This is a genomic window from Sanguibacter antarcticus (genome assembly GCF_002564005.1).
Lineage (GTDB): Bacteria > Actinomycetota > Actinomycetes > Actinomycetales > Cellulomonadaceae > Sanguibacter > Sanguibacter antarcticus.
This window is the reverse complement of record NZ_PDJG01000001.1, coordinates 2,710,834-2,736,280: the sequence shown is the minus strand read 5'-3', so window position 1 is coordinate 2,736,280 and position 25,447 is coordinate 2,710,834. Positions and strand designations below refer to the sequence as shown.

23 protein-coding genes are annotated in these 25,447 nt (G+C 70.1%); 9 read left to right on the top strand and 14 right to left on the bottom strand.

Annotation, left to right across the window (positions count from 1 at the left end; genetic code table 11):
• Positions 1-3,108, top strand: a complete 3,108-nt coding sequence (locus ATL42_RS12345; protein ID WP_098455606.1) for an AAA family ATPase — start codon at positions 1-3, stop codon at positions 3,106-3,108.
• Here the strand turns inward: ATL42_RS12345 and ATL42_RS12340 are convergent.
• From ATL42_RS12340 to ATL42_RS16465, 3 genes are all read right to left on the bottom strand, one after another.
• A complete protein-coding gene (locus ATL42_RS12340; protein ID WP_098455605.1) occupies positions 3,013-4,320 on the bottom strand; it encodes a multidrug effflux MFS transporter in 1,308 nt (435 codons plus the stop codon). The genes ATL42_RS12345 and ATL42_RS12340 overlap by 96 nt on opposite strands.
• 132 nt (positions 4,321-4,452) lie before the next feature.
• Positions 4,453-5,973: a glucose-6-phosphate dehydrogenase gene (locus ATL42_RS12335; protein WP_098455604.1), complete on the bottom strand. Its 1,521-nt coding sequence runs from the start codon at positions 5,971-5,973 to the stop codon at positions 4,453-4,455.
• A 57-nt stretch (positions 5,974-6,030) separates the two neighbouring features.
• A complete protein-coding gene (locus ATL42_RS16465) occupies positions 6,031-6,351 on the bottom strand; it encodes a DUF4234 domain-containing protein (RefSeq protein ID WP_169925420.1) in 321 nt (106 codons plus the stop codon).
• Positions 6,352-6,505: 154 nt separating this feature from the next.
• Here ATL42_RS16465 and ATL42_RS12325 point away from each other — a divergent pair, with 154 nt between their 5' ends.
• The gene (locus ATL42_RS12325) at positions 6,506-7,480 is read left to right on the top strand and encodes a glutathione S-transferase family protein (RefSeq protein ID WP_098455602.1); all 975 of its coding nucleotides are present in this window, start codon (positions 6,506-6,508) and stop codon (positions 7,478-7,480) included.
• 60 nt (positions 7,481-7,540) lie between these two features.
• A complete protein-coding gene (locus ATL42_RS12320; RefSeq protein WP_098455601.1) occupies positions 7,541-8,275 on the top strand; it encodes a glutamine amidotransferase in 735 nt (244 codons plus the stop codon).
• Positions 8,276-8,286: 11 nt separating this feature from the next.
• Here ATL42_RS12320 and ATL42_RS12315 read toward each other — a convergent pair whose 3' ends face one another.
• Genes ATL42_RS12315 through ATL42_RS12305 form a run of 3 tightly spaced genes read right to left on the bottom strand, consistent with a single transcriptional unit; the run spans position 8,287 to position 10,398 of the window.
• Entirely contained in the window at positions 8,287-8,643 is a 357-nt protein-coding gene (locus ATL42_RS12315) for a nucleotide pyrophosphohydrolase (protein ID WP_098455600.1), read from the bottom strand.
• A 7-nt stretch (positions 8,644-8,650) separates the two neighbouring features.
• Positions 8,651-9,259, bottom strand: coding sequence for a class I SAM-dependent methyltransferase (locus ATL42_RS12310; RefSeq protein WP_098455599.1), 609 nt, complete (start codon positions 9,257-9,259; stop codon positions 8,651-8,653).
• A 44-nt stretch (positions 9,260-9,303) separates the two neighbouring features.
• Positions 9,304-10,398: a M15 family metallopeptidase gene (locus tag ATL42_RS12305; protein WP_098455598.1), complete on the bottom strand. Its 1,095-nt coding sequence runs from the start codon at positions 10,396-10,398 to the stop codon at positions 9,304-9,306.
• Between the two features lie 125 nt (positions 10,399-10,523).
• Here ATL42_RS12305 and ATL42_RS12300 point away from each other — a divergent pair, with 125 nt between their 5' ends.
• Complete coding sequence (locus tag ATL42_RS12300) at positions 10,524-11,513, top strand: alpha/beta fold hydrolase (protein ID WP_098455597.1); 990 nt, start codon at positions 10,524-10,526, stop codon at positions 11,511-11,513.
• Positions 11,514-11,679: 166 nt separating this feature from the next.
• Entirely contained in the window at positions 11,680-12,717 is a 1,038-nt protein-coding gene (locus tag ATL42_RS12295) for a VIT1/CCC1 transporter family protein (protein WP_245862772.1), read from the top strand.
• 25 nt (positions 12,718-12,742) lie between these two features.
• On the opposite strand, the gene ATL42_RS16570 is transcribed toward ATL42_RS12295, so the two are convergent.
• From ATL42_RS16570 to ATL42_RS12275, 4 genes are all read right to left on the bottom strand, one after another.
• A complete protein-coding gene (locus ATL42_RS16570) occupies positions 12,743-13,417 on the bottom strand; it encodes a DivIVA domain-containing protein (RefSeq protein WP_211281815.1) in 675 nt (224 codons plus the stop codon).
• Positions 13,418-13,466: 49 nt separating this feature from the next.
• Positions 13,467-14,171 (bottom strand): hypothetical protein, encoded by a 705-nt coding sequence (locus ATL42_RS12285; protein ID WP_098455595.1) that lies wholly within the window; start codon positions 14,169-14,171, stop codon positions 13,467-13,469.
• A 93-nt stretch (positions 14,172-14,264) separates the two neighbouring features.
• Positions 14,265-15,737, bottom strand: a complete 1,473-nt coding sequence (locus ATL42_RS12280) for an SPFH domain-containing protein (RefSeq protein ID WP_098455594.1) — start codon at positions 15,735-15,737, stop codon at positions 14,265-14,267.
• A 43-nt stretch (positions 15,738-15,780) separates the two neighbouring features.
• Positions 15,781-16,278, bottom strand: a complete 498-nt coding sequence (locus tag ATL42_RS12275) for an NfeD family protein (RefSeq protein ID WP_098455593.1) — start codon at positions 16,276-16,278, stop codon at positions 15,781-15,783.
• Between the two features lie 172 nt (positions 16,279-16,450).
• Between ATL42_RS12275 and ATL42_RS12270 the strand changes: the two genes are divergently transcribed.
• On the top strand, positions 16,451-17,407 hold the full coding sequence (locus ATL42_RS12270; RefSeq protein WP_098455592.1) for a diguanylate cyclase domain-containing protein: 957 nt from the start codon (positions 16,451-16,453) through the stop codon (positions 17,405-17,407).
• Positions 17,408-17,416: 9 nt separating this feature from the next.
• On the opposite strand, the gene ATL42_RS12265 is transcribed toward ATL42_RS12270, so the two are convergent.
• Together ATL42_RS12265 and ATL42_RS12260 are read right to left on the bottom strand one after the other, a co-directional pair.
• The gene (locus tag ATL42_RS12265) at positions 17,417-19,186 is read right to left on the bottom strand and encodes a pyruvate dehydrogenase (protein WP_098456545.1); all 1,770 of its coding nucleotides are present in this window, start codon (positions 19,184-19,186) and stop codon (positions 17,417-17,419) included.
• A 96-nt stretch (positions 19,187-19,282) separates the two neighbouring features.
• Entirely contained in the window at positions 19,283-20,557 is a 1,275-nt protein-coding gene (locus ATL42_RS12260) for an MFS transporter (RefSeq protein WP_245862510.1), read from the bottom strand.
• A gap of 81 nt (positions 20,558-20,638) precedes the next feature.
• On the opposite strand from ATL42_RS12260, the gene ATL42_RS12255 reads away from it, so the two are divergent.
• Positions 20,639-20,965 (top strand): GNAT family N-acetyltransferase, encoded by a 327-nt coding sequence (locus ATL42_RS12255; protein WP_098455591.1) that lies wholly within the window; start codon positions 20,639-20,641, stop codon positions 20,963-20,965.
• Between the two features lie 18 nt (positions 20,966-20,983).
• On the opposite strand, the gene ATL42_RS12250 is transcribed toward ATL42_RS12255, so the two are convergent.
• Complete coding sequence (locus ATL42_RS12250) at positions 20,984-21,709, bottom strand: hypothetical protein (RefSeq protein WP_098455590.1); 726 nt, start codon at positions 21,707-21,709, stop codon at positions 20,984-20,986.
• A 175-nt stretch (positions 21,710-21,884) separates the two neighbouring features.
• Positions 21,885-23,558, bottom strand: a complete 1,674-nt coding sequence (pgm, locus tag ATL42_RS12245; RefSeq protein ID WP_098455589.1) for a phosphoglucomutase (alpha-D-glucose-1,6-bisphosphate-dependent) — start codon at positions 23,556-23,558, stop codon at positions 21,885-21,887.
• Between the two features lie 162 nt (positions 23,559-23,720).
• Between pgm and ATL42_RS12240 the strand changes: the two genes are divergently transcribed.
• A complete protein-coding gene (locus tag ATL42_RS12240; RefSeq protein ID WP_143556756.1) occupies positions 23,721-24,443 on the top strand; it encodes a hypothetical protein in 723 nt (240 codons plus the stop codon).
• A 56-nt stretch (positions 24,444-24,499) separates the two neighbouring features.
• A complete protein-coding gene (locus ATL42_RS12235) occupies positions 24,500-25,327 on the top strand; it encodes a DUF5926 family protein (protein ID WP_098455587.1) in 828 nt (275 codons plus the stop codon).
• Positions 25,328-25,447: the final 120 nt, after the last annotated feature.

Genomic DNA, 25,447 nt, shown 5'->3' with positions numbered 1-25,447 from the left:
ATGTATCTCCACCAGCTGCGCCTCCAAGCCATCGGGCCGTTCGCGGGCGAGCACGTCGTCGACTTCGCCGCCCTCGCGACGTCGGGGATCTTTCTCCTCGAAGGACCGACCGGCGCCGGCAAGTCGACGCTCATCGACGCGATCGTCTTCGCCCTCTACGGCAAGGTCGCGTCCGCGTCCTCGAGCGACGACCGGTTGCGGTCGGCGTACGCGCCGGACGAGGTCGACTCCTTCGTCGACCTGACGTTCGAGACCGGCGCCGGGGTCTTTCGGGTGCTGCGTACCCCGGAGCGGATGCGTCGCAAGAAGCGGGGCGACGGCACGACGAAGCAGCAGGCCGGGATCAGGCTGTGGCGGCTGCCCGCCGGCGCGCTCGAGACCGGCGCCGGGCTCGGGGAGCCCGGGGACGTCGGCGAGCTCGTCAGCTCCCGGCTCGACGAGGCAGGCCTCGAGCTCCAGCGGATCATCGGGCTCGACCGCACCCAGTTCGTCCAGACGATCGTCCTCCCGCAGGGCGAGTTCGCGAACTTCCTCAGAGCGAACCCCGAGGACCGCCGTGGGCTCCTGCAGAAGGTCTTCGGCACCGAGATGTACGAGCGTGCACAGGCCCAGCTGGCGACCATGCGCATCGACGCGCAGCGCGAGACCGACGCGGCCCGCGCCGCGACGACGAGCAGCGTCGAGCGCTTCCTCGAGGCCGCCGCGCTCGAGACGGACGCCGCAGAGACGCTCCGAGACGCCCTCCCCGAGCACGCGTACGCGCTGGCTCGCGAGCACGTCGCCAGCCAGGAGGCCGAGGCTGAGGCGCTCCGTCTCGCGGACGCAGCCGCAGGTTCGGCGCTGACCACCGCACGGGCGATGCTCGATGACGAACGCTCTCGCGCCGACCTCTTCTCGCGCCGGACACGGTTGCGGGCCGAGGACGCTGCGCTCATTGAGAGCGGACCCGTCGTCGACCAGCAGGCGCAGGACCTCGACGCTGCACGTCGGGCCAGCGTGGTGCAGCCTCTCGTCGTCGGCGAAGAGCACGCCGCGACCGGTGCGCGCGAAGCTCGAGACACGCTCCGTGCCGCCCTCGCCGAGTCGGCTCCCGTGCTCGGTCTGCCGGAGCGGGCGCCCGTCGACGAGCTTCTTTCTCACCCGGCCTCATCAGACGAGGACCAGCCGCGGACGGACGACGCCGACGATGCGCCCTCCGACGAGACCCTGCGCCAACGCCGCGACGACGCGGCCGGACGGGCTGCGGCTCTCGGGCGCCTCGTCGACATAGAGGCCGGTCTGCCGGCGCGCAGCGTCGCGCTCGTCGCTGCCACCGAGGCGCTCGACCGGCTGCGCGAAGAAGCAGCGCAGCAGGCTGACGCGCTCGGCCTCCGGCCTGCGGAGAGGCACCACCTCGAGCTCCGTCGCGACGAGCTGCGTGCTGTCGCCGCCGAGCTCGTCGCGCGGACCGACGCCGTGCACCGCGCCGACGTGACGGTGCAGGTACTCGACAAGGCCGCCGCACTCGAGGCGGAGGTCACCGAGGCCAGGGCCGCGCTCTCCCGGGCCGGCGCGGTCGCGCGCGACGCTTGCGAGGACGAGGTCGCGCTCCGTGTGCGCCGCATCGCCGGGATGGCCGGGGAGATCGCGACGTCGCTCGTCGACGACGAACCCTGCCCCGTCTGCGGTGGGCACGAGCATCCAGCACCTGCACCGCTGCTCTCCGACCACGTGAGCCAAGACGACGTCGATGCGGCCGAGACCGTGCGCCGCGAGGCAGAGACGCTGCTCGCTGCCGCGGACGTCCGCGCCGCGCAGATCGGCGAGCGGCTCGCCAACGCCCTCCAGGCGGCCGGTGACGCCGACCGTGCGACCGCGGCTGCCGTCGCCGAGCGGGCCTGGTCGGCAGTCGTCGAGGCGCAGGACGCCCGCGACGCCCTCCCTGCAGCGGACGAGGAGCTCACCGCGCACGACGCCGCCACCGCGCGGCTCACCGACGAGCTCGGAGCGCTCCGGACGAGGATCACGGCAGACACCGCACGGGCTGAGCACGACGCCTCGGACCTCGCAGCCGACTCCTCAGCGGTCGCAGAGGCCGACGGTGCCGGGCGGACGGTCGCGGCTGTCGTCGCGGACCTCGACCACCAGGTCGCGGTGATCGACGTGCTCCGTGCGGCGCGGTCCGACGCGGAGACGGCCGTGCGCGCGCACGCGCAGCGCGCTGCCGAGCGCACCCGCGTCATGGCTGATCAGGGCTTCGCCACCCTCGACGAGGTCCGGGCGGCTGTCCTCTCGTCTGCCGCCACGGCCGCGCTCGACGCCGAGGTGTCCGCCTACCGGTCGGCGCGAGACCGGGTCCGCGACGGGCTGGCCGACCCGGGCGTGGCCGGGCTCCCCGAGGAGGTCGTCGTGGACGTCGACGCCGCCGGCGCGGCTGTCACGGCAGCGGAGGCCGCCGCCCGCGGTGCGGCCGGCGAAGCCACCCTCGCCGAGAGCCGTGTGCGCTCAGCTGCCGCGGCCGCCGAGACGATCGCTGCGGCTGAGGCCGCGCTCCAGCAGGTCGCGGCCCGGGCAGAGCCCGTCCTGCGGATGGCGGGCCTGGCGACCGGCGTGTCCGCAGACAACACGAAGCGCCTCACGCTCGCGACGTTCGTCCTCATGCGCCGGTTCGAGGACGTCGTCGCGGCGGCCAACGAGCGCATCACGATCATGTCGGACGGACGCTACGAGCTCGAGCGCAGCGACGAGAAGGAGACCGGCAAAGGGCACCGGGTCGGTCTGGCGCTCCGTGTCCTGGACCACCAGACCGGAGCGCCCCGGCTCGCGTCGTCCCTCTCCGGCGGAGAGACGTTCTACGTCTCGCTCTGCCTCGCGCTCGGGATGGCCGACGTCGTCATGGCCGAGGCCGGAGGAGTGGACCTCGGCACGCTGTTCGTCGACGAAGGCTTCGGTTCGCTCGACCCTGAGACGCTCGACTCCGTGCTCCAGGTGCTCGGAGGTCTGCGCGCGGGAGGGCGCATCGTGGGCGTCGTGTCACACGTGGAGACTCTCAAGCAGACCATCAGCGACGGGATCTCCGTCCGTCGTCTCCCCGACGGATCGAGCACCCTCACCGTCCGCGCGGGCTGACGCACGGCGCTCGGAGCGCTGCGCCGCGACGAACAAGACGCCTGAGACAGCGACGACCGCGAACATCACTGCCGCCATCGTCGTGGCAGGATCTCCGCCGAGCAGTCCGGTCACCGGCGCGATCCCGGCACCGATGCCGAACTGGAACGCCCCGAGCAGGGCCGCCGCGGAACCGGCTCGGTGCCCGTTGTGCTCGAGAGCGATCGCCGGTGCGGACGGCATGACGAAGCCGACCGTCGAGAGCGTGAGGACGAGCAGGACGACCAACGGCCAGAACCCGCCGCCCTCAGAGCCTGCGACGAGGAGTGCCGTCACCAGGAGCGCGCCCGAGAGGACGAACCCTGCTGAGATCGCGACCGCGAGGATGCGCTGCGGGGTGACCCGTCCGATGAGAGCGCCGTTGATCTGGCTCCCGGCGGTCACGGCGACCGCGCCGGCCCCGAAGATGTACCCGAACTCCTGTGCGCTGAGCCCGAACCCGTCCTGGAACACGAACGACGACGACGCGATGTACGTGAACAGGGCCGCCATGTAGAAGCCGCTGAGCAGCGCGACCCCGAGGAACGGCCAGTCGCGCAAGAGCCCGGCGTACGAGCGCAGTGCGGCTCGCCCGCCGCCGGAGCGTCGACGCTCGACCGGCAGCGACTCGTCCAGGCGGAAGTAGGCGACGACGAGCAGCACGAGCCCGACGACGGAGAGCAGGACGAACATGAGGCGCCAGGAGCCGAGGCGCAGGAGCTGTGACCCGATCGTCGGCGCCAGGACGGGCGCGACCCCGACGACGAGCATGAGCCGCGCGACGACCTTGCCCACGCGGAAGCCCGAGTAGTGGTCCCGGACGATCGCCATGGACAGGACCATGCCCGCGGAGGCGCTCAGGCCCTGGACGAACCGCAGGGCGGTGAGGAGCGCGATCCCGTCCACGAGGACGATCGTCGCTGAGACCACGACGTACAGGGCCAGGGCTGCGAGCAGCGGTCGGCGACGACCGATCGCGTCCGACGCGGAGCCGATGATCAGCTGGCCGAGCGCGAGCCCGGCGAGCGTTGCGGTGAGCGTGAGCTGGACGCGTGGTTCCGTGGTCCCGAGGTCTCGGGTGATCTCGGGGAACGCGGCGAGGTACAGGTCGATCGTCAGCGGACCGACAGCGACGAGCGCAGAGAGCAGGAGCACGAACCCGAGCGGGATCGGCTTCGACTGGGAGGCAGGCATGACGGGCCAACTCCTGGGAGGTAACTGGATGTTCCAGACGGTCCGGATGCTGGACAGGGTCGTCGGCTGCCAGTCGTGCTCGTCGCCGTCGGTCAGTGCAGGTCAGTGCAGGTCAGTGCAGGTCAGTGCAGGTCAGCCGTGGTCGGCTCCGTGCTCGGTCAGCCCGACAGTGATGTCGTCGGGGCCCGCGTTCTCCGGGTGCGTGTCGATCTGCCAGGCGTACGGGTGCACGAGCGCGTCCGCCTCCACGGGGCCCCACGTGCCCGGGGCGTAACTGTGCACGGGGACGCTCTCGGCGGCTTGCGCCTCCTGCACCGGGGCGAAGGCGCGCCACGCCTGGCGCAGGTTCTCCGCAGTGGGGAAGAGCGAACGGTCTCCTCGGATCACGTCGTAGAGGAGCGCGGCGTACGGCGGGACGGACCGGCCGGGATCGACGCTCGCGAGGTCGAGCTCCGCGGTGCCGTTCGCGAGGACGAGATCGTGACCGGGGCGCTTGACGGTGGTGCGCAACGAGATGGACCCGGAGCCTGCGAGCGAGAGGCTGATGGTGTTGCAGCGCAGGTGCGCGTTCTCGGGGCACACCTCGGGCTCGCCGGGGGCGGCTGCGCCGAACTGCAGCTCGTGGTCGGACCGCAGGACGAGGGTCACGCGCTGGCCTGACGCTGCCAGCCGCTTGCCGGTCCGCAGGATGAACGGGACGCCCGACCACCGGTCGTTGTCGATCCACAGCCGTGCGGCGACGTACGTGTCGGTGCGGGAGCCATCGGCGACAGCGTCGATGTCCTGGTAGCCCTCGAACTGCCCGAAGACGAGGTCCTCGGAGGGGTCGATCGGACGGAAGTCGCCGAGGACACGTTCGCGGGACTTGGCGAGCCCGGCCGCATCGATGGCGTAAGGCGGTTCCATGCCGATCTCGGCGGCCACCTGGAAGAGGTGGGTCACGAGCATGTCGAGCGCGGCGCCGGTCGCGTCGTAGAAGGTGGCGCGCTGCGCGACGTCGAGCACCTCGGGGACGTCGATCTGCACCTGCGCGACGTGGTTCCGGTTCCACATGCCGCCGAAGAGCTCGTTGGCGAAGCGCAGGACGTAGAGGTTCTGGGTCGCTTCCTTCGCGAGGAAGTGGTCGATCCGGTAGACCTGCTCTTCGTCGAACACGTCGTGCACCACGCGGTCGAGGGCTTCGAAGGACTCGGGCGACGTCCCGTACGGCTTCTCGTAGACGACCCGGATGCCGTCGGCGAGGCCGTGCGCGTCGAGCGCCTGGGTGATCGGCTCGAACGCGACGGGCGGGACGGCGAGGTAGTGGATGACGGTCGCGGGCTGACCGTCGGCCACCTCGGCGATCCGGGCGGGCAGGGTGCCGGCGTCCTCGACCGTGACGGGGCCGGCGAAGGAGAGTCGCTCGAGGAACGCGACGACGGCGGGGTCCTCGGCCGAGGACACCCCGCCGAACTCTGTGAGCGAGTCGACCACCCGCTCACGGAAGGCCTCTGCACCGACGTCCTCGGCACCGGTCCCGACCAGCGAGAACTGCTCCGGAAGGAAACCGCTGCTCGAGAGCGTGTAGATCGCCGGCAGGACCATGCGTCGAGCGAGGTCTCCTGTTGCTCCGTGCAGGACGAGGACGAGTGGCGCTTGGGTGGCATCGGTCATGCCCCGACGGTAGGTCAGGGCGAGGCCCGGTGCACGACAGGACCTCCGGGTGACGGATCAGGCCTGGCGGTACTGCCAGATGGTGTTGAGCGCGTCCTGGTAGTAGAACGAGTGTCCGCCGATGACGAGCAGGAGCAGGGCCCCGATGCCGGGGGAGGTCGTCGCGGGGAGCCCTGCGGCGGCCTGTGCCTGCTGGATGCGCTGCCCGGTGGCGAAGACCGAGCAGAGCATGAAGAACGGCACGAAGATCGAGAGCAGGATCATGGCGACCGGGTTGACCTGGATCGACCGGTTGAAGCTCTGCAGCTCGACGTTGACCTTGTAGTACCAGACGAGGCCGTAGATGCCGAAGGTGACGAGCGGCAGGAGGAAGACCACGATCGGGGAGCGGGTGAGTCCAGAGGGTCCGTTGCCGGGGCCCGAGAGCGGCGGCGTGGATGGGTTCGGTGTGGTGACGCGCTCAGGGTAGTGCTCTTCACATTCCTTGGGTAGGTCTCGTGCTCTTCGGGTTGTCGTGAGGCAAGATAGTTGAATGAGCAACGAAGGCGGCGTGTACTCGATCCCAGGCCAAGAGTTCAGCAGGGACACCACCTACATCACCACGAGGATCACGGCTGACGGTCGTGACGGCTTCCCCGTCGAGCCCGGTCGGTATCGCCTCGTCGCGGCGCGAGCCTGCCCGTGGGCCAACCGCACGATCATCGTGCGCCGGCTCCTCGGCCTCGACGACGTGCTCTCCCTCGGCCTGACGGGCCCGACGCACGACAAGAACAGCTGGACCTTCGACCTCGACCCGGACGGCCTGGACCCCGTCCTCGGGATCGAACGGATCCAGGAGGCATACCTCGCCCGCGACCCGCACTACCCGCGGGGCATCACCGTGCCCGTTATCGTCGACACCACCACAGGCAAGGTCGTGACGAACGACTACGCCCAGATGACGCTCGACCTCTCCACCGAGTGGCGTGAGCACCACCGTCCTGGTGCCCCGGACCTCTACCCCGAGCACCTGCGCGCGGAGATGGACCCGATCATGCGCCGGATCTACACCGAGGTGAACAACGGTGTCTATCGCTGCGGCTTCGCCGGCTCGCAGGAGGCGTACGACGACGCCTACGACCGCCTGTGGACGGCGCTCGACTGGCTCGAGGACCGTCTGGCGACCCGACGCTTCCTCGTCGGGGACACCCTCACCGAGGCCGACGTCCGCCTCTTCACGACCCTCGTGCGCTTCGACGCCGTCTACCACGGGCACTTCAAGTGCAACCGGTCGAAGCTCACCGAGATGCCCGTGCTCTGGGCGTACGCCCGCGACCTGTTCCAGACGCCCGGCTTCGGCGACACCGTCGACTTCGACCAGATCAAGGCGCACTACTACGTGGTCCACAGCGACATCAACCCGAGCGGGATCGTGCCGAAGGGCCCAGACCTCGCGGGCTGGACGACGCCTCACGGGCGCGAGTCGCTCGGCGGGCGTCCCTTCGGCGACGGGACCCCTCCCGGCTGACGCACTGACGCGCTGACTCACTGACGCGCGAGGCCCGCCGGGGCGGGGCACACTGGGGGCGTGCGACCGTTCCTCCTCCTGGCGAGCAGAGAAGACGACGCGGCGGCAGACAGCGAGGTGGCTGCCTTCCGGCGGTGCGGCGGCCTGCCCGCGGACGGGCTGCACCGCATCCGGATGGAAGCAGGACCGCTCCCGACGCTCGATCTCGACGACTACTCCGGGGTCTTCGTCGGTGGGAGCCCGTTCACGTCGAGCGACCCGGAAGCCGAGAAGAGCGACGTCCAGGTCCGGGTGGAGAAAGAGATCCTCGGGCTGCTCGACGAGATCGTCGACCGCGACTTCCCCTACCTCGGGGCCTGTTACGGCGTCGGGACGCTCGGTGTGCAGCAGGGCGCGGTCGTCGACACGACGTACGGCGAGCCCGTGAGCGCCGTCCCGGTGACGCTCAGCGCCGACGGGCTGGCCGACCCGTTGCTCGCAGGCATGCCGCCCGTGTTCCATGCGTACGTGGGGCACAAGGAGGCGTGCACCCGGTTGCCGGACAGCGCGGTGCTCCTCGCGTCCTCGCCGTCGTGCCCGGTCCAGATGTTCCGCGTGCGGACCAACCTCTATGCGACGCAGTTCCACCCGGAGCTCGACGTCCGAGGTCTCGTCGAGCGCATCGAGCTCTACCAGGGCAACGGTTACTTCCCGCTCGGTGAGGCCGACAGCGTCATCGCCGAGGTTCGTCGCACGGCGGTCACGCACCCGTCCCGCATCATGCGGAACTTCGTCGAGCGGTACGCCCGGACGTGATCTGCGGGCGCCTACGCCTTGTGCGGAGCGACCCCGACGACGCTGTCGTCGCCCGCGACGGGGAACCGCTCGTGGTTGCGCGCGAGCTTGGCCTCGCCCGCCGCGCCGAGGTCGACGCCGAGCACGTCCGCGAGGCGGACGAGGTAGAGGAGCACGTCGGCGAGCTCGTCACCGATCCGGGCGCGCCGCTCAGGCGTGCTGAACCGCTCGACCACCTCCTCGGCGCGGACCCACTGGAGGAGCTCGGCGACCTCGCCCACCTCGCCCGTGAGTGCGAGGACGAGCGACTTGGGGTCTTGGAACTGCTCCCAGTCCCGCTCGTGCGCGAACTGTCGGACGGCTGTGGTCAGGGCAGCGAGGTCGGTCATGTGAGCCTCAGGCCGTGCGCGAGAAGACGGCGACGATGAAGTCGGAGCCGTCGGTGAACGGTCGCAGGTCCCACGTGGAGAAGGTCGCGTCGACGACGAGGCCGGCGGTGCGGGCATCGTCGAGGAAGGTCTCGAAGGCGTAGCCGCGGCCTGCCCCGAAGCCGATGATCGCGCGGCCGTCCGGGGCCAGGTGGTCCCGCATGCGGCGCAGCACCTCGGCGTGCGTGTCCGGGGCGACGAAGGTCATGACGTTGCCGGCGCAGACGATCGCGTCGAACGAGGCGGTCACGCCAGCGGCAGGCAGGTCGAGCTCGGCGAGGTCGCCGACGATCCACGTCTGCTCCGGGTGGTCCTCCCGCGCGGCCGCGACGAGCACAGGGTCCACGTCCACGCCCACGACGTCGTGGCCGACCGCGGCGAGAGCCGCACCGACCCGGCCCGGCCCGCACCCTGCGTCGAGGACGTGCGCACCACGGGGGAGCATTGCGTCGATCGTGCGCGCCTCCCCGGCGAGGTCCTTGCCCTGCTGCGCCATCGCTCGGAAGCGCTCGACGTACCAGGTGGAGTGCTGAGGGTTCTCCTGGACGATGTTCTCCCAGACGGTGGGGGTGCGCATGCGTGCCTCTCGCTCGACGGGTGCTGACAGATCAGGCGAGATCGTCAGCCCGTGTACTCATAGTGCCAGTACTCAGGGTTCGACGATCCCTCGCGGGCCCAGGACGGTGACACCCAGCCGTACGACGGGCCGTTCGTCACGAGCCAGTCGCGCCGGACAGAGCCGAACGCGTAGCACGACCACTCCGGGACGTCGAGGGCGTTGCCGGTCCCGTGCGTCGACGTTCCCGGGACCGCTGCGATGGTGCCGAGCTCGTTGCGCATCGCCACCTGGCTCGCGTAGGAGCGGTACGTGAGGTCGAGATCGAGGTTGCTGCCGAACTGGGCGCGGTACGCCTGATTGAGCTGATCGAGCGCCTGCGCAGCCTGCGTGCGCAGGTACTGCGGCGTCCCCGCGGTGTCGTGCCCCCACGAGAGCTGGGTCATCTGCGAGGCAGGGATGTTCCCGTTCGAGCCGTCGCCGTCCACGCTCGGGGCCGTCGTGTAGAAGGGGGTCCCCGAGTACGTCGAGTCGTTGACGCACTGCGCGGAGGCGGGCGCTGGATCCGCCGGTGCTGCAGCGTCGGGGGCCGCAGCGGTGTCGCCGGCGGCCTCCTCGGCCGTAGCCTGCGCGGCCTCCAGGGCTGCCTGCTCGGCGGCGGCCTCCGCCTCGAGGCGCACCTGCTCGTCCTCCCACGCGGTCTGCGCGTCGGTGACGGCGAGCTGAGCGTCTGCCAGCGTGCTGCTCGCCTCCTCCAGCTCGAAGAGCGGCGCCTCGAGCGCGACGTTCGCCGCGTCGATGGCGGCCGCGAGCGCGGCGCGCACGAGGTCGTCGGCCACCCGGTCGACGGACTCGTCGAGCACGACGTGCGCAGCGGCGATCGCTTTGACCAGCGCCTCGCGCGCCTGCTCCACCTCGAGGAGCGCGACGCGTTCGGCCTCGTCGAGCCTGGCCTGCTCGAGGGTCGCTGCGACCTTCGCCGACGCGGCTGCGCGGGCCTCAGCGTCTGCCGCGGCCTCCGCAGCGGCCTCGTGAGCCTGCTGGGCGTCGACGGTCGACGCCCGCACGGTCGACGTCGTCACGACCAGCACGAGCAGGAGCAGGAGCACGACGACAGACGCGCGGAGGGCAGGATGACGGGGCAACGAGAGGGAAGGCATGAGGCTCTCGACGATACCCGGCGGGTGCGCCAGAGGTCGGATAACCGCGGCTGTGAATATTCGATGAAAAGAATTCACCCGCAGGGGGTGAACTTCACCCTGTACAAGGCCTACAGTGAGCGGCTATGGGTATCGATGAAAATGTACGGCCCGGAGGGGTGCTCGTCCAGCCAGGAGAGCCGTTCGGAGGACTCCCCGTCCCGCTCGGTGTCGAGCCGGTCTCGATCCGCACGATGGTGGGCGAGCTCACCGCACTGTATGCGCCCGCCGTGACGCGCGGCCCGAACCCGGCGCGGTCCCGTGGCACCGTGCTGCTCGTCCCGGGTTTCACCGGTTCGAAGGAGGACTTCCTCCCGCTCCTGCCGCTGCTCGCTGCCCGCGGGTGGGACACGTGGGCCTACAGCCAGCGTGGACAGGCGGACTCGGCCTCTCCGCGGAACCCCCTGAACTACCGGCTCGGCGAGTTCGCCACCGACCTGCTCGAGGTCGCCGACGTGATCGGTGACGGCTCGCCCGTCCACATCGTCGGGCACAGCTTCGGAGGCCTCGTCGCCCGTGCGGCGGCGCTGCGTTCGCCGAAGCTCTTTGCTGACCTCACGTTCCTGTGCTCGGGGCCGAAGTGCTGGAGCGAGGAGATCCGCGAGATGTCGTTCGTCGTCCGGGAGAGCGGGAGCCTCGGTCTCTGGGAGGCGTCCAACCCTGACCTCGTCGAGATCGGCGCCCCACCGCTCACCTCCCGTGAGTCGTTCCACCGGTACCGAGCGAGCCAGACCTCGCCAGACAACCTGCTCGGCATCATCGACATCCTCGTGACCGCACCGGACACCACAGAGCAGCTGCTCAACACGGGCGTCCGCACGCTCGTCGCTCACGGAGCCGACGACGACGCGTGGCCGCAGCAGTGGCAAGAGATCATGGCGCGCGCGCTCGGCGCCCGGTACGAGGTCATCGAGGACGCAGGTCACCTCCCGTCCGAGGACAACCCTGGACTCACGGCGGCGATCTTCGACAGCTTCTGGGGCGCGTTCCCTCCTGCCACCCCCGGCAGGGCACCGCTGGCTACGCATCACGCGTTCCAGGCACGGCCGACGCAGCAGTCGGCGTTCAGCTACTGAGCAGAGCCATCGCCGGGTAGGTCGCGATGTTCGGTCACCCCTGCGCTGACGGACGGGTACCCGAACACCGGCGGCGCACAACCTTGCCAGACTTGCGCCTGTGAATACCGCACCAGAGGCCGACAGGGACAAGCCCCGCGGGCCGACCGCCGTCTCCCCGCGCACCCTGAAGCGCTGGCGTCGCAACCTGGCTGACGAGCGCGCCGAGGCGCGCGTGTACCGAGAGCTCGCCGGACGGCGGACGGGCGAGGAGCAGCAGATCCTCCTGGCTCTCGCCGAGGCCGAACGCCGCCACGAGGCGCACTGGACCGAGCTGCTCGGTGACCAGGTGGGCAAGCCCTTGCGGGGTCACTGGCGGACGCGTGTCCTCGCACAGCTCGCACGGCGGCTCGGCGGCGTCTTCGTCCTCGCGCTCGCCCAACGAGCCGAGGACCGGTCGACGTACGGGATCGACGTGGACGCGACGCCCGCGATGGCCGCGGACGAGCGCATCCACGGGGAGGTCGTGCGCGGGCTCGCGACGCGGGGGCGGACCCGGATGTCCGGGACGTTCCGTGCCGCCGTCTTCGGGGCGAACGACGGGCTCGTGTCGAACCTCGCCCTCATCCTCGGCATCGGTGCGTCCGGAGCGTCGAACGAGACGGTGCTCCTCTCGGGGCTCGCAGGGCTGCTCGCCGGCGCGCTCTCGATGGGCGCGGGAGAGTTCGTGTCGGTGCGCTCTCAGCGCGAGCTGCTCGACGCCGGGAACCCGAGCCCCGAGGCGTCTGCCGCTCTCCCCGACCTTGACGTGGACGCGAACGAGCTGGCGCTCGTGTACCGAGCGAGGGGGCTGAGCATCGCCGAGGCAGAGAGGCGCGCGGCCGAGGTGCTCGCCTCGTGCACGCTGGCGACGGAGATCGCGCCGCGTGGCTCCCACGGCGAGCACGAGGCGGTCGGCTCCGCATGGAGTGCCGCTGCATCGAGCTTCTGCTTCTTCGCGTCTGGCGCGCTCGTCCCCGTCCTGCCCTACCTGCTGGGCCTCGAGGGCTATACCGCGATGCTCCTCGGCGCAGGCCTCGTCGGTCTCGCCCTGTGCGCCACCGGTGCTGCGGTCGGGGTGCTGTCTGGGGCCTCTCCGCTCGCGCGAGCGGTACGGCAGCTCACGATCGGCTACGGCGCGGCCGGAGTGACGTACCTCCTCGGTCTCGCGTTCGGCGCGAGCTGAACCGATCGCCGGCGCCGCTGCCGTCTCAGCCGAGCTCGAGGACGACCTGGCCGGACTCGTGGGTCACCGCTCGCACCACGTACTCGCGTCCGTCCGGGGTGAGCACGATGGGCAGGGAGTCGCTCGGCACGGCGGAGAGCAGGTACGACCGCTGGAGCGCGTTCACGAGGTTCGTGAGGTCGAGCCCGGCCTGGGCGGGGTAGGCGTCGCGCGAGTGCGGGCTGATCGGCGGCAGGAGGTCGGTGTCGTGCTGCCGCGTGGCATGTGCGTACTGGGGCTCGGCGTACTGCGGCTCTGCATACGCTGGCTCGGTGTATTGCGGCTCGGCGGTGTACTGCGGCTCGGCATACGCCGGCTGAACGGGCGCCGGCTCGGGTTCGGGTTCGTGGCGATACTGCCTGAGGGGTGGCTGCTGCCCGGCTTTCTCAGCCTTCTCGAAACCGAGGAGGCTCTGCTCGACCTCTTCGAGGAAGATGTCGACTCCGTCGAGGTCGTAGCCCTCACGGAACTTGGTGACCGGGAACTTCATCGCACGGACCTCGTCGGATCCCATGCGGCTGCCTTGCACCCCGCCGGTCTCGTAGTACCGCAGGGCTCCGATCACGCGATCGAGGAAGTCGTCGACGGCGACGACGTCGTACCCCTGTCGGAACTTCGTGGACGGAAAATCGTGCGTCAGGACGTCATCGGCGGTCAGCATGAAGGAGAACTTAGCCTGTATCGGTGGATTGCGTCAGGTCTGGTCGGGTCTACTGCGCGACGATCGTGATCTTTCCGGGGGAGGACTCGACCACACGCATGACGCGCAGGTGCTGCCCGGGGACCTGGACAGTGACCTCGAGCGAGCCGCGCGCCCGTGACTGGGCGATGACGGACTGCAGCTCGACGAGGAGGCTGTCGGCATCCATCCCGTAGTCGCGCGCAGGCGTGCGCTCGTCCGCCCACGAGGGCGTCGCTGGGAGGGTGAGGTCCGAGGAGCCTCCCGCGGGTGCAGGGAGCGGGCCTCGGGAGCCGCCGCCGACGGACGCGAGCGCCCTGACCGCGGGAGTCATGTTCGTCGGGAGCGGGGCGCTGTGCGCCTGGTGGTCGGCGAGCACCGAGACGCTGGCGAGCACGCCGCTCCCTGCGGGCGCGTCCGTGTCGGCAGCGGGGATCCACGAGGTCGCGGGGAAGGCACCTCGCTGCTCGTAGGTCGCCAGGGTCTCGTGCACCTCGTCGAGGAGGTCCTGCACCTCGAGGAGCGGGTAGCCGGGCTCGGAGGAGACCGACGGCAGGGTGGCGCTGCTCAGGGCTGCGGCGGTGAGGCCGTCGGGCCCTGGCGTCCCGGTCCCTTCGTAGCTCGCGAGGGTTCTGACGACGTGAGCCACGAGGGCGTCGACGTCGGTCGTCGAGAAGCCGCCGCGCGACGACGCGGCGAACCGGTGGACATTCGCTACCTGGTCGGATGTGAGCATGTCTTTCACCCTAACGACGTAACCGCGGCACTTCTATAGCGGGCGGCAGCGAGTTTGTCACCCCTGTCAGAGGGTGACATTTGTCCGGTCGGTTCAGTCGGACGGGCCTGCAGTGGCGCTGTTCCGGGCCGCAGAGCCGGCGGTGGTCCCGCCGCCGGCGAGGTTGGCGATGAGCTCGTTGAGGTCGATGCCGGTGAGCTGCTTGATGACTCCCTGGCCCTCGCCGAGGACAGAAGCGACGTTCTTCGTGATCGCGGAGGCGCCGTCGGTCGAGATGACGGTCATGCCCTGGATGTTGCCGATCGGCTCGGCCGCCGCGCGGACGATCTCGGGGAGACGCTCGATGAGCTCCTGGACGAGGGCGGCCTCGCCGTACTTCTTCAGTGCCTCGGCCTTCGCGTCGAGCGCTGCGGCCTCGGCGCGACCCTCGGCCTCGGTCGCGGCTGCTCGTGCCTCGCCCTCCGCACGGATTCCGACAGCGAGCGCCACCTGGCGGTCGCGCTCGGCCTCGCCGGTCCGACGAACGGCTTCGGCGTTGGCCTCGGCGTCCTGGATCGCGGCGGTCTTGTTGGCCTGCGCGATCGTGGTGCGCTTGTAGGCGTCGGCCTCGGTCGCGGCGTTCGCGGCGTCGCGCTCGGCGTTGGCTCGCTGGACCGCTGCGTAGGCGTCGGCCTCGGCGGGCTTGCGGATGGAGATGTCGAGCTCTTCCTCGGTGACCTTCGCCTGCTCGGCGAGGGCGTCGCGCTGCTGGGTGGCGACGAGGCGGTCCTGCTCCGCGCGGGCGAGCTGTCCGGCGGCGTTGGCCTCGGCGTTGGCGCGGTCGGTCTGTGCCTTGATGGTGGCCTGCTTGAGCTCGAAGGCCTTGCGGCGCTCGGCGACCTGCTCCTGGGCTTCGATCGACGCGAAGTCGGACGCTCGCTGGGCTTCGGCCTCGGAGACCTCAGCGACCTGTCGTGCCCGTGCGTTCTCGGCGCGGCCGAGGTTGCCGAGGTAGTCGGAGCCGGGTGTAGAGATGTCGGAGATGTTGAGCAGGTCGACCTGGAGGCCCTGCTCGGACAGGTCGGTCTTGGTCGAGTCGACCACCCGGTCGGAGAGCCCCTTGCGGTCCGAGATGATCTGCTCGATGGTCATGTCGCCGACGATCGAGCGGAGCGAGCCCTCGAGGGACTCCTTGATGATCTCGGTGAGCGTGCCCTGCTGGGAGAGGAATCGCTGGCCTGCCCGGCGCACGCCTTCTTCGTCGCCACGGACCTTGAAGTTGATGGACGCCTTGATGGCGATCTTGATGCGGTTCTTGTCGACGCCCTCGACGGTGATGCCGATCTGGCGCTGCTCGAGCGAGATGGAGAAGCCCTGCTGGAGGATGGGCCAGACGAAGACCCTGCCCCCGACGACGACGCGCTGGCCGCCCTGGGCGGAGGCGGCCTTGCCTGCGCCACGGCCCACGATGATGAGGGCCTCGTTCGGTGGGACGCGGCGGATCCGCTTGGCGATGAAGGCGATGACCGAGAAGAAGGCGATCGCCAGTGCGAGCACGGCGATGATGGTGATGGTGTTCTCTGGCATGAGGTCCTGCCCCCGGAGGGGCTCCTTTCGGTGGTGGTCGGCGCTACGGCTTCGTCGGTTTGACGTGCGCTGGAGCTGCGGGGGTCGCTCGTTCGACGTGCACGCGGCTGCCGGACTGCTCGACGACGACGACGCGGGTGCCTTCCGGGATGGGCGACTGTGCCCAGGCGAGTCGGCGTTCCACCTCTGAGGCGGCGTCGAGGGAGACCTCGCCGCGCCCGCCGTCGATGTCGGACGTGGCGACTCCCTGGACGCCCACGAGCGAGACGGGCTGTCCGTCTTCGGTGTCGCGCAGGCGCTTGATGAAGACCTGGACGACGACCATGACGAGGGCCGCGACGACGAGCGATCCGACGTAGGCGACCCACAGGGGCAGGTCGTTGCTGATGACGATGGCACCGACTGCGCCGAAGACGATGGCGCCGACGCCGAGCGATGTTCCGGACAGGGCACCGTCGCCGAGCTCGAACACCTCGCCGACCAGGAGGGACCCTGTGACGAGCAGGAGACCGACACCGCCGATGATGAGGAAGGTGAGCATGGTGTTCCGCCTCGTCGTAGACCGGTTCTCTGCCCGCACTCTAGCGGGTCGAGGCTCGTGGGCGGGGACCCTGCGACGGCAGCGGGTGATGTGGCGCCGTGCGTCATGAACATCGCATGAACCCGGTGAACGTCCAGTGAACCGGCGCGGTGGGCGGCAGGAAGATACGTCCATGAACTCTGCGAGCACCCAGGCGCCCACCATCTCCCCGGCGGACGTCTCTGCAGGACACCCTGCACGGGTGCCGACCGTCTCTGACGTCTCCCGTCCTCTCGAGGTGGTCGAGTCGACGATGAGCTGCAGGAGCCTCGAGGAGCTGTTCCGTCCGGAGCGGGTGGAGAGCGTCGCCGTGCAGTACTCCGGGGACTCGATGAACGTCGGGCTCATCACGCGTGAGCGGTGCGCGGCGGCGATGTCGGGGGAGCTGGGGTACGGGCGTGCGCTGCTCTACCGCAAGCACGTGAGCGAGCTGACGGACTGGAGCCCGACCGTCGTCGACCCGTGGTGCACGGTGGCGGACGCGTTGCGGATCGCGATGGCCCGCCCGCGACCGCGCCGGTACGACGACCTCGTCGTCCGGGCCCAGGTGTGGGCGAGCGTGTCGGTGTCGGCGCTCGTCGACGCGCTCTCCGGCGACGTCGCGACGGTGTCTGACGACGACCACCTCACGGGGCTGCGCAGCCGCACGGCCTGGCTCGACGCGCTGGGGGCGCAGTCGGTCGCCGGCACCGCGAGCAGCGGCTACCTCGCTGTGGTCGTCGTGTCGCTGCGCGGCGTGAGCGCGGTCAACTCCGAGCTCGGCCTCGATGCGGGCGACGCCGTGCTCGTCTCGATCGCGGACGGGCTGCGCAACGAGTACGTGCCACGCTCGACGCTCGGTCGCCTGAGCGGCACACAGATGGGGCTGTTCGCTGCCCTCGCCGGGCCGGACGACGCGGACGCGGTCGCGCAGGGCGAAGCGGTCGCGCGTCGGGTCCGCAGCGCCGCGCAGACCGCGCTGCGTGCCGTCACGGCGGAGCTCGGCGCCCAGGGCACCGAGCTCCGCGCCTGCACCGGGTACGCGGTCGCGCCCGTCGGGGTCCTGCCGGGGACGCTCCTCACGTACGCGGTCGACCGCACGGAGCCCTGAGGGTCTCCGTCACGGCCGCGGCACGTTGCGCAGGTTCGAGCGGGCCATGGAGACGACCTCGCCGAGCCCGCCTCCGAGCACCTCTTTGCTCAGCGCGGCGGCGAAGCCGCGCACCTGGCCGGCGGTGATCGTCGGTGGGATGGACAGCGCCCGGGGGTCGGTGACGACGTCGACGAGCGCGGGGCCCGGGCGGTCGAGCGCCTCGCGCAGCGCGGAGCGCAGGTCCTTCGGGTCCTCGACGCGCACGGCCGGGATGCCGATCGCGCGGGCCACTGCCGCGTAGTCGACCGACGGGGAGTCGGTGCCGAACGAGGGCAGCCCGTCCACGAGCATCTCGAGGCGGACCATGCCGAGCGTCGCGTTGTCGAACAGGACGATCTTCACGGGCAGGTCGTAGTGCTTGATCGTCACGAGCTCGCCGAGCAGCATCGAGAGCCCGCCGTCGCCGGCCATCGCGATCACCTGGCGGCCCGGCTGCGAGGCGGCCGCACCGATCGCGTGCGGCATCGCGTTCGCCATCGACCCGTGGAGGAAGGACCCGATGACCCGACGCTTGCCGTTCGGCCGGATGTAGCGCGCGGCCCACACGTTGCACATCCCGGTGTCGACGGTGAAGACGGCGTCGTCGGACGCCTCCTGGTCGAGGACGTCCGCGACGAGCTCGGGGTGGATCGGCGTCATCGTCTCGGCCGCGCGCCCGGAGTACGCGCCGACGACGCCGTTCATCGCGCGCTCGTGCTTCGAGACCATCGAGTCGAGGAACTTCCGCGAGCGAGCCTTCTCGACGAGCGGCAGGAGCGCCCGGACGGTCTCACCGACGTCTGCGACGACCGCGACGTCGAGACGCGTGCGCCGGCCGAGGTGCGTCGGGTTGGTGTCGACCTGCGCGGTGCGGACCTTCTCGGGCAGGAACTGGTCGTACGGGAAGTCGGTGCCCAGGAGCACGAGCAGGTCGGCCTCGTGCATCGCGTCGTGGCAGGCGCCGTAGCCGAGGAGACCGGACATGCCGACGTCGAACGGGTTGTCGTACTGGATCCACTCCTTGCCGCGCAGCGAGTGGCCGACGGGTGCAGCGATCTTGTCAGCCAGGGCGATGACGTCGTCGTGCGCGCCACGCACGCCCACGCCGGCGAAGAAGGTGACCTTCTTCGCGCTGTTGATCGCGTCAGCGAGCTGGCGCAGCGACTCCGGGTCCGGGACGACGCGCGGGCGAGGCGGGCGCGTCGAGACGTCGACGAGCGCCGGCGGGGCGTCGTGGTCGGCGACGTCGCCCGGGAGCGTGAGGACCGCGACGCCCGGCGCGCCGTACGCGTGGTGGATCGCCGAGCTGATGACGCGGGGCGCCTGCTCGTGCGAGGAGATCAGCTCGGAGTAGACCGAGCACTCGTTGAAGAGCCGGTCCGGGTGCGTCTCCTGGAAGAACTGGGTCCCGATCTGCGTCGTCGGGATCTGGCTCGCGATGGCGAGGACGGGCACCTTCGAGCGGTTCGCGTCGTAGAGGCCGTTGATGAGGTGGAGGTTCCCCGGGCCGCAGGACCCGGCGCAGACGGCGAGGTTGCCGGTCACCTCGGCCTCCGCAGCAGCAGCGAAGGCGGCGGCCTCCTCATGACGGACGTGCACCCAGGCGATGTCCGCGCCGTCGTGGGCGGCGCGGCGCACGGCATCGACGACCGGGTTGAGGCTGTCGCCCACGATCCCGTAGATGCGCTTGGCACCAGCCTCGATGATCTGCGCGACGAGGAGGTCGGCGACGGTCTGGTTGCGAGCCTTCTTGGCCACGGTGGTCCTTTCGGAGACGACGGAGGTGCTCGTCCATCGTGCGTCGGTTCCGTGGTGCACGCCTGTTCAGGCGGAGGCGCTCGACCTCCTGAGGTCCTAGGCGATCGGGTCGATGGCCTCGACGATCCGCGACTCCTGGCCGCGCCGCCGCAGCACCGGGAGGAAGACGAGCGTCGTGAGGGCCGAGAGGGCTCCGGCGAGCATGACCACCTGGAAGCCTGCGTGCGCGCCGCCGCCGTCGATCCGCTGGCCGCCGACGGTCATTCCCAAGGAGACGCCCGCGGCGAGGGCCGTACCGACCCAGGTGAGCCCTTCTGTGAGCTGTGCCGGGGGGACGAGGATCTGGACGAGGTTGTTGCCGTTGATGAGCGTGGGGGCGATCCCGAAGCCGGCGAGGAACATGACGCCGGCGAGCACCGGCAGGGTCGTGACGAACAGGAAGAGGCTCACGCTCCCGGCCAGCAGGATCATGCCGATGACGAACCGCAACCACAGCGGCGAGAGCCACTGCCTCGCCCCGTACGCGAGACCAGACACCAGAGATCCCGCGGCGAAGATGCCGAGGAGCACGCCCGCGAGCGGCTCGTGGCCGGCTTCTTCAGCGAACGCGATCGTCGCGACGTCGACGGAGCCGAAGATCGTGCCCATCCCGACGAACACGACGATCACGGCGATCATGCCGGCGTTGAGGAGCACGGACCGCTGGTGGACGCCGGCGACCCGGGGAGAGGGCGGAGGCTCGGTCGCCCGCGACGACAAGAACCACGCGCCACCGATCGACACGGCGAGGATCGGGACCATGAGACCGGCCGCGGGCGCGACGCTCGTCGCGAGGATGGTCGCGAGCATGGGGCCGATGACGAAGCAGAGCTCGTCGACCGCCGCCTCGAAGGAGTAGGCGCTGTGGAGCTTGCGCTTGTCGTCCAGGAGGTAGGACCACCGCGCCCGCACCATGGACCCGACCGAGCCGATGGTCCCGCCGACGAGGACCGCGAAGACGTAGAGCGTCACCTCCGGTGCACGCGTGACGGCGCACACGACGAGCGCGACGAGCGAGACGGTCGTGACGACGACCATCGGCCGCATGACGCGCGACTGCCCGTGCCGGTCGACCAGCCGTGCGAGCTGCGGGGAGAAGATCGCCTGCGCGACGATGTAGACGGCGCTCACCCGGCTCCCGAGGGTGTATGACCCATGGATCCCCTGGAGCATGAGCAGGATGCTGATCCCGACCATCGACATCGGCAGCCGAGCGAGCGCACCCGCTCCGGAGAATCTCTTGGCGCCGGGGATCGCGAGGATCGCCGCGTACGGGTTGCGGGAGGGCTTCTGGGCGGTGGGGGCGTCTGAGGCGGCGGCGGGGTCGAGCACCCCGCAAGTGTCTCATTTGGTGGACGGGTGCTCCTGTGTCGTCGAGCAGCACGACGAGGGCTACGAGCGCATCATGGGGATATGTCTACGAGCAGCAGCAGCGACGACAGGCTCACAGTGACGCACGACGCACAGGAGCACCGGTTCGAGGTCCTCACCGACGACGGGAACGTCGCCGGCTATCTCGCGTACGACCCGGTCGCGACGACCGCGCACCACGGCAAGGACACCATCGTCATGACGCACACGGTCGTCCAGCCGGAGCACGAGGGCCAGGGCATCGGATCAGCCCTGGCCCGTGCCGCGCTCGACGACGCCCGAACAAAAAAGATGGTCGTTATTCCGGAGTGCGCATTCGTCCGCGAATTTGTCGAGAGGCACCCCGAATATCAGGACCTGCTGCCCTGAAGGCGATCGACAGCTACATCATTCGATCGCGGTGTCTGCGGTGACCTCGACCTTCTCGTCGTGCACGAGGTCGCCCTCGTCGTCGACCGGGACCATCGTCACGTCGAACGTGATGGGTGAACCCGCCTGGTAGAGAAAGTTCTCCCCGTAGGAGAACTGGGTGCCGGGCTCCCACTGCAGGACGTACGGGTCGACGTAGGAGTCGGTCGCGGCGCCCGACGAGTTGACCTCCTGCTCCTCGAAGAGCGCGTTGTCGACGATCGAGTCCATGCCCTGCATGTACGGCCAGTCGGCGTACCGGGCCGAGACGTCGACGAGGCTCGCGCCGATCGGGATGGTCTCGCCCGACGTGTTCGTCACGATGTAGTTCACGAACACGATGTCGGAACCCTCGGTGATGATCGGGTTCCCGTCAGCGTCGGCGAACTGGCCGGTCTTCGTCGCCTGGGTCACACCGACCTGGTAGACGTCGAGCGTGAACTGGTCCGACGTGACCGTCGTCAAGAGCGTTCCCGGTGTCGTGACGGGCTTCGCCCAGCTCGCGGTGGAGCCCGATCCGGCAGGCTCGTCGGAGGCGTCCTCCTCTGGTTCCGCGGTCTCGGGCTCCGCCTCGTCGGCCTCAGGAGCGTCGGTCTCCTCTGCGGTCGTGGCCGTCTCCTCGGGCTCGTCGCTCGAGCAGGAGCTCACGCCGACGAGGGCGAGGGTGGCGATGGACAGGGTGGCGATCCCGCGGGAGATTCGCATGGTGGAGGTCTCGATCCGTCTCGGAGATTGTCGGTAGTGACTTGTTTTCGAGACTATCCCGAAGAAAGTCGTGATGACCGCCAGACGCATGGTACGAACTACCCGTGGAATTCTCCCCATGCACGGGGATAAATGTCACCCGGACAAGAAGAGTCTCTCCTTCGAATGTACGAGATCAGGACGACAGCGCCTCGGTGACGAGTGCACGCGCCGCGTCCTGGACCTCGGCCAGGTGCGCCTCGCTGACGAACGACTCCGCATAGATCTTGTAGACGTTCTCCGTGCCGGACGGGCGGGCCGCGAACCAGGCGTTCTTCGTGGTCACCTTGAGCCCGCCGATCGACGCACCGTTGCCCGGCGCGGTCGTGAGCTTGGCCGTGATGTCCTCGCCCGCGAGCGTGGACGCCGTGACCTGCTCGGGAGCGAGCTTCGCGAGCGTGGACTTCTCCTCGAGGGTCGCGGGTGCGTCGACGCGCGCGTACCAAGACTGTCCGTAGCTGTCGACGAGCGCCGCGTGGTGCTCCGACGGCGACTTCCCGGTCGTCGCGAGGATCTCGGAGGCGAGGAGCGCGAGCAGCAGACCATCCTTGTCCGTGGTCCACACCCCGCCGCTCTTGCGCAGGAACGACGCACCCGCCGACTCTTCGCCGCCGAAGCCGACGCTGCCGTCGAGCAGGCCGGGGACGAACCACTTGAAACCGACGGGGACCTCGTCGAGACGACGCCCCAGGCCGGTGGCGACCCGGTCGATGAGCGCAGACGACACGAGCGTCTTGCCGATTCCAGCCTCGGGGGACCAGTCAGGACGCGCACCGCCGTACAGGTAGCTGATCGCGACGGCGAGGTAGTGGTTCGGGTTCATGAGGCCCGCGTCGGGGGTGACGATCCCGTGACGGTCGGAGTCGGCGTCGTTGCCGGTCGCGATGTCGTACGGCGCGTCGCCCTTCATCGTCTCGACGAGGGACGCCATCGCGTACGGGGACGAGCAGTCCATGCGGATCTTCGCGTCCCAGTCGAGCGTCATGAACGCCCACCGCGGGTCGACCTGCGGGTTGACCACGGTGAGGTCGAGCCCGTAGCGCTCGCCGATCGCGCCCCAGTACTCGACGGACGCGCCACCGAGCGGGTCGGCTCCGATCCGGACGCCCGCCGAGCGGATGGCGTCCATGTCGAGCACCGTCGCGAGGTCGTCGACGTACGCGACCATGAAGTCGTGCCGGTGCGTGGTGTCCGCAGCGACGGCCTGCTCGAGCGGTGTCCGGCGGACCTGGCCGACGCCGCTGCGCAGGATCTCGTTGGCACGGTCGGCGATCCAGCTCGTCGCGTCGGAGTCTGCGGGACCGCCGTGCGGCGGGTTGTACTTGAAGCCGCCGTCGCGCGGCGGGTTGTGCGACGGGGTGACGACGATCCCGTCGGCGAGCCCGGGGCCCGTGGTGCGCACACCCTCGAGGGTCGCGGAGCCGTTGTGCAGGAGGATCGCCTGGGACACGGCAGGGGTGGGTGTGAAGGAGTCGCGGGCGTCGATGTACGTCTGGACGCCGGCGGCGGCGAGCACCTCGACGGCGGTCTGCCACGCGGGCAGCGACAGCGCGTGGGTGTCGCGCCCGATGAAGAGCGGCCCGTCCGTGCCGTGGTTGCGGCGGTACTCGACGATCGCGGCGGTCGTCGCGATGATGTGGGCCTCGTTGAAGGCGTGGTCGAGGCTCGAGCCTCGATGGCCGGACGTGCCGAACACCACCTTCTGCGACGGGTCGTCGACGTCGGGAACGAGGTCGTAGTACGCACCGACCACGGCGTCCACGTCGATGAGGTCTTGAGCCTGGGCGAGAGTGCCTGCGCGGGGGTCCATGCGTCGATCTTGACACGCGGACCGCCTGTTCGTCAGTGCGACGCCCCATCGTCAGATATCCGGACATTCCCGGGTGGCCAGCAGGTGCCCGTCCCGACGCCGGTCGGTGCCTTGGTGCGGGCTCGCCTTGGGCACAGGGCTCCGGGCTGGCACTCTTCCTCTATGAGAATCTCGCTGCGCGGTTCCGCTCTCGTCGTGGTAATGCTCGCCCTGGCGGGATGCAGCAGCGCCCCAGCGGACGAGCCCGAGGTCACCTCGACGGCTCCGACCGCCGAGCTGACGCTAGAACCGATGCCAGACCCATCCTCGGTGGCCTCGTCGGAGGTGCAGTTCACCACGACGCTGTCGCCCGAGGCGATGCTCTCGGGCGCAGCCTTCGGGGCTGAGGGTGTCGAGCCGGTCGTCACCGAGTCGGTCGACGTCTGGGCGCTCCCAGAGTCGTGCGCCGCCGACGGCCCGTCCACAGCCGTCGTCTCGCGCGGGGTGACCTACGGCGACGGTGCGTTCGAGTCGACGGTCGAGACCCAGCAGCTCGCTGTCTTCGAGGACGCAGACGCGGCGGTCGCCGAGGCTCAGCGGCTCGCCGAGGTCATGTCGGCCTGCACACCGACGGACGCTGACGGCCAGACGGCGTACGTGGCGGAGAAGGTGGCGGTCGGGGCGCAGGGCACCGGCCTGGCCGTCGACTACTACGGGACGTCCATGACCGGCAGCGTGGACGACGCTCTGGGCTACTACGTCGTGACGACCCGTCGAGGGAACGCCGTCACGCTCGTGGGCCACCTCGGGGGCGAGGCGAGCATCGCGAGGTCGCGCGGGGACGCGGTCGCGTCGAGCCAGGCCGCGTGGGGGCTCCTCTGCGTGTACGACTCCGCAGGCTGCTAGTCCACAGCCTGCTTGCCGCTGCCCGGACGCCGGACCGCGGCAGGTAGGCTTCCTGCATGGCCAAGAACACGTCACCTGAGTTTGTGCTGCGTCCCTTCGAGGGCGTCACGGGAGAGCCCGACCTCGTCGCGATGCGTGAGGTGGTGCCCGCCGCGACCGCGACGGCCCGGACCACGGCCGAGCACGGCGCACGCGACATCACGTTCACCACGGTCCTCCCGGGCGCGTGGGCCGCGCTGCACCGCGCCGACGGCGAGATCTTCGTCGCGCTCCAGACGCACGCAGGCTCCGGCGACGCGAGCCGCGACCTCGCGCAGACCGTCCTCGACGCGATCGCGCTCGAACCGGGCAGCTCCATCGCGCAGATCACGCTCCCCGAGCCAGGACCGCGCCTCCAGGACATCCTCGACCCGACCGTCCCGTTCGACGTCACGGTCCACGACACGTTCGAGTACTGGATGGACCCTGCCGAAGAGGTCACCGCGGAGATCCGGGAGTCCCTCGACGAGGCGAGCTCGACGATCATCGAGACCCGCAAGCTCTCCTCGGTCGACAGCGCCTACTGGTGCCGCATGGGAGCCCGCGAGTACCTGCGCTGGTCCATGCCGGTCAGCGAGGACACCGTCATCGACGCGGTCGCGCGGCTGCACGCCCGCCGCGCCTCGGGCTTCGGCGGGTCGAAGTTCCTCGGGGCGTTCCGCTCGTCCGGGATCGTCATCCCCGTCTGGGAGCTCCCGAAGGGGTCTGAGGCTGAAGACATCGAGGAGTCCGTCGCAGCGTTCTGGCCGCTCTTTTCTGCAGAGCTCGAGAGCACAGAGCCGCTCGACGCCAACGAGCGTCGCGCCCGCGCGGGGATCGTCTCCCGCCAGGTCACGCTGCGCTGAGGGCGAGTCGGGCTCTCCGGCGCGTGCCAGGTCCACAGGACCACTAGGGTTGGCCTCGTGAGTGGTGATCCGCAGTCCGCAGCTGGCGCACAGCCTGCACCTGGCGTGTCGTCTGACCGA

Excerpts from the sequence above, each read along its gene's own strand:
- ATL42_RS12345 (WP_098455606.1), top strand. The coding sequence starts at position 1 with ATGTATCTCCACCAGCTGCGCCTCCAAGCCATCGGGCCGTTCGCGGGC.
- ATL42_RS12340 (WP_098455605.1), bottom strand. The coding sequence starts at position 4,320 with ATGCCTGCCTCCCAGTCGAAGCCGATCCCGCTCGGGTTCGTGCTCCTG.
- ATL42_RS12335 (WP_098455604.1), bottom strand. The coding sequence starts at position 5,973 with ATGACCGATGCCACCCAAGCGCCACTCGTCCTCGTCCTGCACGGAGCA.
- ATL42_RS12325 (WP_098455602.1), top strand. The coding sequence starts at position 6,506 with ATGAGCAACGAAGGCGGCGTGTACTCGATCCCAGGCCAAGAGTTCAGC.
- ATL42_RS12315 (WP_098455600.1), bottom strand. The coding sequence starts at position 8,643 with ATGACCGACCTCGCTGCCCTGACCACAGCCGTCCGACAGTTCGCGCAC.
- ATL42_RS12310 (WP_098455599.1), bottom strand. The coding sequence starts at position 9,259 with ATGCGCACCCCCACCGTCTGGGAGAACATCGTCCAGGAGAACCCTCAG.
- ATL42_RS12305 (WP_098455598.1), bottom strand. The coding sequence starts at position 10,398 with ATGCCTTCCCTCTCGTTGCCCCGTCATCCTGCCCTCCGCGCGTCTGTC.
- ATL42_RS12300 (WP_098455597.1), top strand. The coding sequence starts at position 10,524 with ATGGGTATCGATGAAAATGTACGGCCCGGAGGGGTGCTCGTCCAGCCA.
- ATL42_RS16570 (WP_211281815.1), bottom strand. The coding sequence starts at position 13,417 with ATGCTGACCGCCGATGACGTCCTGACGCACGATTTTCCGTCCACGAAG.
- ATL42_RS12285 (WP_098455595.1), bottom strand. The coding sequence starts at position 14,171 with ATGCTCACATCCGACCAGGTAGCGAATGTCCACCGGTTCGCCGCGTCG.
- ATL42_RS12280 (WP_098455594.1), bottom strand. The coding sequence starts at position 15,737 with ATGCCAGAGAACACCATCACCATCATCGCCGTGCTCGCACTGGCGATC.
- ATL42_RS12275 (WP_098455593.1), bottom strand. The coding sequence starts at position 16,278 with ATGCTCACCTTCCTCATCATCGGCGGTGTCGGTCTCCTGCTCGTCACA.
- ATL42_RS12270 (WP_098455592.1), top strand. The coding sequence starts at position 16,451 with ATGAACTCTGCGAGCACCCAGGCGCCCACCATCTCCCCGGCGGACGTC.
- ATL42_RS12255 (WP_098455591.1), top strand. The coding sequence starts at position 20,639 with ATGTCTACGAGCAGCAGCAGCGACGACAGGCTCACAGTGACGCACGAC.
- ATL42_RS12250 (WP_098455590.1), bottom strand. The coding sequence starts at position 21,709 with ATGCGAATCTCCCGCGGGATCGCCACCCTGTCCATCGCCACCCTCGCC.
- pgm (WP_098455589.1), bottom strand. The coding sequence starts at position 23,558 with ATGGACCCCCGCGCAGGCACTCTCGCCCAGGCTCAAGACCTCATCGAC.
- ATL42_RS12240 (WP_143556756.1), top strand. The coding sequence starts at position 23,721 with ATGAGAATCTCGCTGCGCGGTTCCGCTCTCGTCGTGGTAATGCTCGCC.
- ATL42_RS12235 (WP_098455587.1), top strand. The coding sequence starts at position 24,500 with ATGGCCAAGAACACGTCACCTGAGTTTGTGCTGCGTCCCTTCGAGGGC.